Source organism: Bacillus sp. PPSBB_2, from assembly GCF_045291115.1.
Lineage (GTDB): Bacteria > Bacillota > Bacilli > Bacillales > Bacillaceae_G > Bacillus_A > Bacillus_A cereus.
This window is the reverse complement of sequence record NZ_CP147983.1, coordinates 1665542-1677108: the sequence shown is the minus strand read 5'-3', so window position 1 is coordinate 1677108 and position 11567 is coordinate 1665542. Positions and strand designations below refer to the sequence as shown.

Genomic DNA, 11567 nt, shown 5'->3' with positions numbered 1-11567 from the left:
CCCTTTTCACGAAACCAAGTACCTACACGTGAAAAAGTAGAAACGTGAGGAACGAAATATAAACCACAAGATACACGAAATGAAGGATATTGATGCAAAAAACGTGTTAATTTGCGTAAAGAGTCAATTTGAAATACAGTTTTCAAGAAAAAGCATTTCAGTAAGGCTTTTCTACAGATTGGTGGGCGACCTGTCACAGGCGGAACGCCTTCAATAGTTAAACTGTCTACGTATGCAAATAAAATCTGTAAAATGGATTGATTTTCATCAAATTTGGTTATCATACTAGTAAATCCGTCCTTTCTGGAGATAGTTTCGGTTACTATCATTTTTCCAGGAAAACGGATTTTTTTATGCATTCATTTTTGGATATTTATGAGTTTTGCAACACCCTCATACTATATGCAACTATTTTAACAAATAACGGGAATATCCCTGCTGCTAATGTAACGTTTACAGATATCATTCCAGCGGGTACCCTCTTCATTCCTAATACTGTAACGATTAATAATGTCCCTGTAGCTAACGCAAATCCTGCCACCGGCATTTCAATTGGTACGATAGGAGCGAATTCATCACGCACCGTTGCATTTCAAGTTTTTGTACCAACTATCCCTGCTGTAAACCCAATTACAAATCAATCAGGCACAACATTCCAATATACGTATGATCCATCCAAACCTGCTGTGATGCAGATGGTTGCTTCTAACACTGTACAGACAACTATTAATAACGCCTCAATTGCCGCTACTAAATCTGCAGATAAACAGTTTGCTAACGTAAATGATATTATTACGTACACGACTACTTTAACGAATAACGGGAACACACTTGCATCAAATGTAATATTTACAGATGTAATTCCAAACGGAACATCGTTTATTCCTAATAGTGTTACTGTAAATGGGAATACACTGCCTAATGTCAATCCAGCAAGCGGAATTGCAATCGATCCAATAAATCAGAATGCAAATACGATCATCTCGTTCCAAGTACAAGTAAATTCTATACCGAACCCAAATCCAATCCCGAACCAAAGCAATACAACGTACCAGTACGTCATAGACCCTAACTTACCTCCAGCATCCGCCAATACGTTAAGTAACGTAATAACAACTCAAATTAATAACGCTACGATTATCGCTACAAAATCAGTGAACACACCGAATGCTGCAATTGGAGATATCGTTACTTATACGATTGCAGTAACAAATACAGGTAATACCCCTGCTAGTGCAACTGTTTTAACAGATGGGCTTGGCGCAGGAGCTTCATTTATCCAAAACTCCGTAACGATCAATAATGTTCCACAACCAGGATTAGATCCATCACTTGGTGTTCACTTGGCAGATATTTCGCCAGGAGATACTGTATTCATTACTTTTCAAGCACAAATTTTAGCGATACCACCTAGTGGCACATTAACAAATAATGCTCTTGTAAATTATGAATATACCGTAAATCCAAACCAATCTCCTGCTGTTGGTAGCACTGTAACAAATACAACAGTTACACCAATTATTGACGCTACTTTAGTAATAAATAAAAGCGCTAGTACAACTTTCGCTACAATTGGTGATACAATTACATTCACTTCAGCTGTTACAAACAACGGAAATACTACTGCGAACAACATTATTTTTACTGATACAATTCCAAACGGTACTACCTTTATCCCAAATAGCTTTAAGATAAATGGTGTAACCGTTCCGAATGCAAATCCACAAAACGGTATCAATATTGGTAACTTGAATTCAAATGCATCTGCTACACTCAGTTTTCAAGTAAACATTACAACACTTCCAAACCCTAATCCAATCCCGAATAAATCATCGCTTCAATATAGCTTTATTGTAGATATAAATGAACCGCCAGTTTCACGAACAGTTCAATCTAATAAAACCTTTACACAAGTAAATACTGCTTCTGTTATCGCAACAAAAACTGCAAGCAGTGCTTTTGCTGCTGTTGGAGATACAATTACGTATACAACTACCCTCACCAATAGCGGAAATACTGCCGCAAACACACCTGTTTTTATCGATATATTACCACCTGAACTTTCATTCGTTCCTGATAGCGTACAAATTAATACCATCCCACAACTTGGATTTAGACCAGATAGCGGGATTTCTTTAGACTCAATTCCAGTTGGAGGAACGACAACAATTAGCTTTCAAGCTATCGTTGGCTCAATACCAGTTACAAATCCAACTTTGAACCAGTCTAGCACGACATACTCGATCATTATTGATCCTACCCAGCCGCCGGTGACAGAAACAGCTACAAGTAATCCAACTTTAGTTCAAATTAACGAAGCAATTATTCAAGCAACGAAAAGTGTGGATCGGCTATTTTCTGACATAGCACCTGGAAATTCATTTTTAACGTATACAGTTTTATTAGAAAATGTAGGAAACACAACTGCTACGAATATCATTTTTACAGATCCGATTCCAAATGACGCAGTATTTATAGAAGATAGCGTTCGAGTAGGCGGAGTTTTATTACCTGGAGTAAATCCAGCGAACGGGATACCAATTGGAGATATTATTGCCGGAAATTTTATAAATGTTACCTTCCGTGTGCAAGTAGTTAGCATTCCAAATCCAATTTTCACAATTGGACCAGGCGGACCAAACTCACCGGTTGTAAACGGCGCTTCTATTGATTATAAATTTATGACAGGACCTAATTTACCACTTGTTTCACGAAATACGACATCTAATTCTGTTTCGACACAAATAAATTCTGGAGAAATTGTGGCAATCAAATCTGTAGATAAAATTTTCGCAACGATTGGTGATACAATTTCTTATACAATTACATTAAGTAACCCTGGAAATGTCACTTCACAAAATATAATTTTCACGGATACTTTACCTGATGGGACGACATTCATATCTGGCACTCTTACAAACGATTCTGGTACACAGCAAATCGGAAATCCATCTAACGGGATTCAGATTGGAAATATAAACCCAAATGGAACGGCCGTGATTACTCTCAACGTACTTGTTACAAACATTCCAAGTATAAATCCAATTTCTAATTTTAGTTCTGTACAATTTGCACATGTAGTTGATCCTAGCCAACCTGCCGTAACACAAACGAACGTATCTAATGCTGTTTCGACAACAATTAATAGTGCAATATTAACGACCAAAAAAAGCGTTGATAAATCTATCATTTCTGTTGGAGATACGATTACGTATACAACAACTATTACAAATACAGGAAATACGACTGCAACGAATATAACGTTCACGAGCGCAATTCCAGCTAACACTACCTTTATACCAAACTCAGTCAAAATAAATGGGGTTCAGCAATCTGGTGCGCAACCAGCACTTGGAGTAACTATGCCAAATATCGCTCCTGGTGAAACAGTAACCGTTACTTTCCAAGCAAATGTTCTTTCTGTTCCCCCTTCAAGTTCAATTATGGGTAATGACACAATTTTATATTCTTATTCTGTCGATCCAAACGGAACTCCTATTACAACTTCTACTTCAACGAATATCGTTACAAATCCGGTACTAGATGCTATGATAACGATGGCAAAATCGGTCGATCAAACAATTGTTACACTAGGTGATACCATTACCTATACAACCATTTTAACGAATAATGGCAATACAAATGCAACGAATATTACTTTCACTGATCTTATTCCAAACGGCACAACGTTCATTCCGAATAGTGTCACAATCAATGGCAGTACACACATCGGACTCGATCCTAATACAGGTATAACAGTCGGATCAATTGCTCCTAACAACTCAATATCTATCGCATTTCAAGTTACTGCTACTTCTACACCAAACCAAAATCCTGTAGCCAATTCCGCTACTGCTTCTTACACATTTATCGCTGATCCAAATGCACCGATTGTTTCAAGAAACGTTACTTCAAACACAGTGTTTACTACGATTAATACAGCTAACATTCTTTCATTAAAACAAGTCGATAAATCCTTTAGTCGTATTGGAGACACACTCACTTATACTGTCATTTTAACAAACAATGGAAACTCATCTGCACAAAATGTTATATTTACAGATACAGTGCCAAGCGTCACTACATTTATTGCAAACACATTTTCTATTAACGGAGTTCCTCAAAGTGGGGCGGATCCATCGAACGGTGTGAATATTGGGACAATAACAGCCGGGACTACAGTAACAGTTTCGTTCCAAGTTACTGTAACATCATTACCAAACCAAAACCCAATTGTAAATTTCTCATCAACATCGTATCAATTAGTCTCACCACCTGATGCAGAAACTTCAATTAGTAATCCTGTTTCAACCCAAATTAACGAAGCAATATTGTCTATGACGAAAAATGAAAGTGTATCCTTTGCAGATATCGGGCAAACTGCTTTTTATACTACTTCTATTACCAATGTAGGCAATACCGATGCAACTAATATTGTATTCACAGATACATTACCAAGTGGACTCACATTTGTTCCTAACACATTAACTGTCGATGGCGTTTTACAACCTAACGCGGATCCAAATACAGGTGTATTACTTGCAACACTTCCACCAAATGAAATATATAGTATCGTCTTTCAAGTTACAGTAAACAATATTCCTCCTAATAACCCAGCACCAAATACAGCATCAACGACGTATGAATTTACTGTTGATCCTGTTAATCCTCCCGTTTCAAGTGCAGCTACTTCCAACACTACACTCCTTCAAATAAACAACGCAACTATTATTAGTACCAAAACAGCAAACCTTACTTTTGCGGATGTTGGTAATACAATAACATTTACACTTAACCTTCCTAATACCGGAAATGTGACCGCAACTGATGTAACTATTATCGATATTCTTGATAACAATTTAAGTTTCGTTCCAAATAGTTTCACAGCTAATGGGCAAACCATTCCAAACGCCGATTTATCAACTGGTGTAAATATTGGTTCCATTAATGGTGGTAATACGGCAATCGTTACATTCCAAGCAACTGTTATTACACTTCCAACACTTAATCCCATTTCTAACTCTGCTTCTACCACATATCATTATGTCGTTGATCCTAGCCAGCCACTTATTACAACTTCCAATCAATCTAATACAACGACAACAGAAATTAATAGCGCTATCCTTACTGCACAAAAAAATTCAAATGTATCTACGGTAGATATCGGGCAGGATATTACCTACACCGTTACAATTACAAATAGCGGAAATGTGAGTGCAACGAATGTTATTTTTACCGACCTTATTCCAGACGGAACTTCCTTTGAACCGAATAGCTTTACACTGAACGGAACTAGCATCCCAAATGCAGATATCATTACAGGCGTTCCAATCGGTGATATCGCGCCAAACGAATCTGTCATCGTAGCATTTAACATTATCGCCAATGAAATTCCGCCTATAAATCCAATTACTAATCAAGCTAGCGTTAGCTTTCAACATATCGTTAATCCAGCTAATCCTCCAGTTTCAAAAAATATTATTTCTAACAACGTTACAACAAAAATTGAAAGTGCTATTTTAAATACTATTAAAATAGGAGATAAAACTTTTGCAACGATTGGTGATACGATTACGTATACAACGACTATTACGAACACAGGCAATATTCCTGCTAACAACGCTATATTCTCAGACCCTTTACCATCGTGGACACAATTTGTTGCAGGATCAGTTATTGTTGATGGCGCTCCATTACCATCCGCTTCGATTATTAACGGTGTTGGCATAAATACAATCAATCCAAATCAAACTGTTACAATCATATTCCAAGTACAAATCGTAAGTAATCCAACAACGTTCACACCTGAACTCCAAAACTTAGGATTTGTTAACTTCCAATATAACGTAGGCAATGCATTACTGGCTCAGCCTGGCAATGTGGAAACGAATGTCTTCGTTACTTCTATTAATACAGCAATACTTTCAGCTGTAAAAACTGCTAATACAGCCTTTGCAAATATTGGAGATACGATCACTTATACAGTTTTGATTCAAAATAGCGGCAATACAAACGCTACGAATGTAAATTTCTCAGACCCAGTTCCAGCAGGAACAACCTTTGTTGAAAATAGTTTTGCTGTAAATGGAAGTACCATTCCAGGTGAAAATCCAAATAACGGAGTGAATATCGGAACAATTAGCGCAGGTAGTTCCTTAACCGTTACTTTCCAAGTCATAGTTACATCAACTCCACCTTCAAATCCGATTACAAACGTAGCATCTATTCAATACACATTCATCGTTGATCCGGCCTCTCCTCCTGTTACAGGCACGATAAATTCTAATAGCGCTTCAACACAAATTAATAACGCGACTGTTACAACTGTTTTACAAGCAAATCGCTCAATTGTATCTATCGGGGATATAATTACGTATACAGCAACATTAACGAATACTGGAAACTTCCCTGCAAACTCTGTATTACTCATTAACGGAGTTCCTGAAGGAGCATTATTTGTTCCAAATAGTGTTACGCTCAACGGGATTTCACTTCCAGATGCAAGTCCAACTCTCGGTATTCCAGTTGGTATTATCGCACCAGGTGATTCCGCTACTATTACGTTCCAATTTCTTGCAAGTTCTATTCCACCGCAAGGAGCAATTATAAATCAAGCACTTACAAGTTACACGTATATTGTCGATCCAAGTCAACCTCCTGTTACAGCAACATCCTCGTCTAATACGGTTAATACAGCTGTTGTTGATGCATCGTTATCCGTAATTAAAAGTACAGATTCTCCCGTACAATCTACTGACGGTACAATCACTTATACCGTAGTCGTTCAAAACAACGGGAATACTACTGCAAATACAGTTACTTTAACAGATTTGGTCCCAGAAGGAACTGCATTTATTTCGAATAGCGTAACTATTAATAGCGTTTCCGTTTCAGGTGCCGATCCTAACGCAGGAATACCATTAAACTCCATCGCACCGTCAGAAAACGTCACTGTAACATTCCAGGTTATCGTTCAATCTATTCCAAGCGTAAACCCAATTTCTAATACAGCCCGTATTGACTATACTTTTATCGCCGATCCAACTGCTCCTATCATCTCTCGAACAATTACGTCTAATCCTGCTTTCACACAAATTTCGGATGCGACTATCCTTTCTTTAAAAGCAGTCAATGCACAACAAGCAACAACAGGTGATATTTTGACTTACACAATAACACTGGAAAATACAGGAAATATTCCAGCTACGAATCTCATATTTTCAGATACGATCCCTCAAGATACTACATTCGTAGAAAATAGTTTTACACTTAACGGAACAACTATACTTGATGCCAATCCAAATGTAGGTGTTACTTTACCTACTTTAGCAGCAAACGCTACTCACCTTATTTCGTTCCAAATTCTTATTAACGATTCATTCTCCCAAGAATCGATTACAAATCAATCCAATACAACATATACAATCCAACCAAACCCAGGGCAACCGCCTATTACTGAAACATCTACTAGTAATATCGTCATTACAAATTTCGTGCAAGCACAATTGGCAATTACAAAAACATCCAATCCAACAACTGTAGATATCGGTGGAACTATCCTTTATATTTCTGAAGTGAAAAATGTCGGTAATGTTGACGCAATAAATATTAATTTCACAGATTCTATTCCAGCTGGGACTACATTCGTTCCCGATAGTGTCACAATTAACGGTGTCCTTCAGCTAGGTGTAAATCCTGAAAACGGAATACCGATTGGAACAATTCCAGCAAACAGTTCCAAAACGATACTATTTCAAGTGCAAACAAATAATCCACCGAATGAAACTGAAATTGTAAATCAATCTTCAGCAACTTACCAATATGTAAGTATTCCTACAGCCCCACCAGTAAATCGCTCTGCAAATTCTAACATTGTTACAACATCACTTCAAAATGCAAATATTATTTCTGTTAAAAGTGCGGATGTAAACTTCGTATCAATCGGGCAAATGATTACCTACACAAATACACTTCAAAATATAGGAACCGTTCCGGCTAACAATATCGTGTTCATTGATACCATTCCAGAAGGTACTATATTCATTGAAGATAGCTTAGCAATAAATAATGTAATTCAGCCTGGCGTGAATCCTGAAAACGGAGTAACTCTCGGCACGATACAACCAAATGAAACAGTCACTATTTCATTCCAAGTACAACTTACAAATATACCAGAGGGCAATACAGTCATTAATATTTCAGACACTTCGTACGAATACCAAATTGATCCTAGTTCTCCAATTATTCAGCGTAGATCGTTATCAAATGCAGTAAATACTGAAGTGCGAACGGCAAATGTTAGTGCAATTAAATCCGCTAACAGATCCATTACACGTATCGGTCAAATCATCACATATACAGTCGCAGTTACAAACGCCGGTACAATACCTATTACAAACACTCTCCTACTTGACGCAATTGCTTCTGGCACCACATTCGTTCCAAATAGCATTCTTGTAGATGGCGTACCAAGACCTAACGAAAATCCAATTACCGGTATCAACCTTGATATAATTCTTCCAAATAATACGATTATTGTTACGTTCCAAGTAAGCGTAGTCTCTATACCGCCACAAAATAACATTAATAATATCGCCGTCATTCACTATGAGTATCGACCAGACCCAAGCACACCACCAATTTCAGAAACGACCTCTTCCAATGCTACAAACATACAATTTATTGATGCTATTCTTATTACTACAAAATCTGCTAATACTGTATTAGCTACTATTGATGAAACCATTGAATATACAGTATTCATTCAAAATAATGGATCGGCTACAACTAACTCCATCTTTTTTACAGATACTATAGCGGATGGAACAGTATTTATTCCAGGAAGTGTAATAGTTAATAATACTGTACTTCCTGCAGCAGATCCGAATATCGGCTTTTCCATTCCTAATGTCGCAGCAGGTCAAATGACTACAATAACATTCCAAGTTTCCGTTACGAATTTACCTACTGTAAATCCAACACCTAATACTGCAAACATCGTCTACGACTTTATTTTCAATCCTGACTTTGCACCAATTCAAAAATCTACTACTTCCAATACTACTTTTGTTCAAATTAATGATGCTGATATCGTTTCACTTAAAACCGTTGATTTAACCTCTGTAACGATTGGTGACATTTTAACCTATACAACAACTTTAACGAATACAGGGAATACGGATGCCACTGCTGTTGTATTTACAGACAATATACCTGATGGAACAACCTTTATTGACGGTAGCGTTTTAGTAAATAACATTCCTCAGCTTAACGCCAATCCAAGTGTAGGTATACTTGTAGGAACGATTGCTCCTAACACTTCTATCCCAGTCACATTTTCTGTTACCGTCGTAGCTCTTCCTGCTAGCGGTCATGTTCAAAATCAATCAACTTCTCGTTATACAATAAACACGGAAGAACAAATATCGACTAGCAATATTACCTTCACTGAAGTTATTTCCGCTAATGTAATTGCGACAAAAACAACACCTATCCAATATGCTGACTTACAAACTATCATCCCTTATACAATTTCCATCATAAATAACGGAAATATACAAGTCGAAAACATTATTGTTACAGATATTATCCCGGCAAATACGAGCTTTATAGAGAATAGTGTTATTGTGAACGGCAACGCTCGGCCAAATGACAACCCTCTTAACGGTATACAAATTGATACTATTCCACCTAATACGACAGCAACCATTCTATTCCAAGTACGGGTTACTTCGATTCCACAAACAAATCCAATCTCTAACACGAGTACAATTGAATATGAATACACGGTACCAGATCGACCACCTATTACCGAAACTATTATTTCATCAGCTGCCGCAACAGAAATTAATCACGCAAATTTGAATAGTAATAAAGCTGTTGACCTTGCATTTGCAACGGTTGGTGATACGTTAACGTATACGATTACACTAAATCAAACCGGTAATGTTGCAGTAAATGATGTAATCATTCAAGATATTATTCCTCAAGGTACTACGTTTATAGAAAATAGCGTCATTGTAAACGGAGAAACTCTTCCAGGAGTGAATCCAGTAAGCGGCATACCAATTGGTACTATAACTATTAGTGGAGATGCTATCGTTTCATTCCAAGTAACTGTGACTTCTATTCCAACACCAAATGAACTAAACAACAACGCAATTACTACTTTTAACTATATAGTCAACCCAAATAACGTACCTGTTACAAATACGACTACAACAAACACCGTCACAACTACTGTCCAAAATGATAATGTCATTGCGATAAAAGCTGTTGATTTCACAAGTGCCTTACCCGGTCAAACTTTAACGTATACCATCACGATTACTAATAATGGTAATATCATTATCGAAGACCTTCTTTTAGTAGACACAGCACCAGCAGATACGACATTTGTTATTGGTAGTGTTACGATTAACGGAATCAATCAACCTAATGCGAATCCGGAAAATGGTATTACGTTAGGAAATCTTGCTCCAAATGAATCTGTTATTATTACATTCCAAGTGACAATTTCCTCTTCTACTCTTCAATCTACAATCAATAACGATGCTACTATTTCCTATACGCCTATTGTCGGTCCAATCCAACCACCTATTACGATTACAAAGCAAACAAATACCGTTACAACGACAGTCGTTGATCCGATGGTTGACATTGAAAAAATAGCTGACAAATCTATTGTCGTTATAGGAGATATCATTACATTCACATTAGCGATATTTAATCACTCCCCAATTCCGACAATCAGCACTTCCGTTATAGACACAATTCCAGCTGGTACAACATTTATAGAAAACAGTGTAACAATTAACGGTACTCCCGTTCCAAATATTCGTCCAGACACCGGTATTAATATCGGCTCTTTACCTGCAGATTCAGTAGCAATTATAACATTTCAAGTTCTCGTAACTTCTATTCCTTCAAACAGTACAATTATAAATTCTGCAACAGTTACCGCTGCCTTTCAATTGACACCACAGGATCCAATTATTACTTTCATTGTTAATTCAAATATTGTTCGTATACCAATTCAATTTATAACTGCAACAGTCACGAAAAATGCTTCCGTCAGCTCAGCTTATTTAAATCAATATTTTGATTACACGGTACGTATTACAAATACTTCCAAAATTTCAATCTCAAATATTTCTTTACAAGATACTATTCCAGTAGGTTTACACTTTATAAATGGCACTGTCTTTATTAACGGTGAACGCTCTCCACTAGCGAATCCGAATATCGGTTTCCTAGTCGCTACTAATTTGGAACCAAACGAAACAATTATCGTGTTATTCACAGTACAAGTGATAAGCCCACCTGTTAATAATCCATTTAAAAATACGGCCAATATTTCATTACAACTTCAAGTCTCGCCTACCGACCCACCAATTACAGTAACCGTTACAAGTAACGAAAACATCGTCACCTTTGTTCCAGAAAATCCAGATGAAGCACTTCCAAATTTAAATTGCTTCTTTGACGGTGAACGCTTCATTCGCATTACTCCTCGAAATGTGCGAAATTACCTTTGGACTTGGATTTGGTGGAAGTAATTGAAACAA

The 11567-nt window shown here is 37.1% G+C and carries 1 protein-coding gene and 1 pseudogene; one reads left to right on the top strand and one right to left on the bottom strand.

The features are described 5' to 3' along the window. Window positions 1–284: transposase (locus V6946_RS08465; protein WP_406622057.1), on the bottom strand; the 284-nt coding region annotated here is incomplete at its 3' end. Window positions 285–392: 108 nt separating this feature from the next. Here V6946_RS08465 and V6946_RS08460 point away from each other — a divergent pair. Continuing rightward, window positions 393–11558 (top strand): annotated as a pseudogene (locus V6946_RS08460) (beta strand repeat-containing protein); the annotation flags it as partial. Window positions 11559–11567 lie beyond the last annotated feature (9 nt).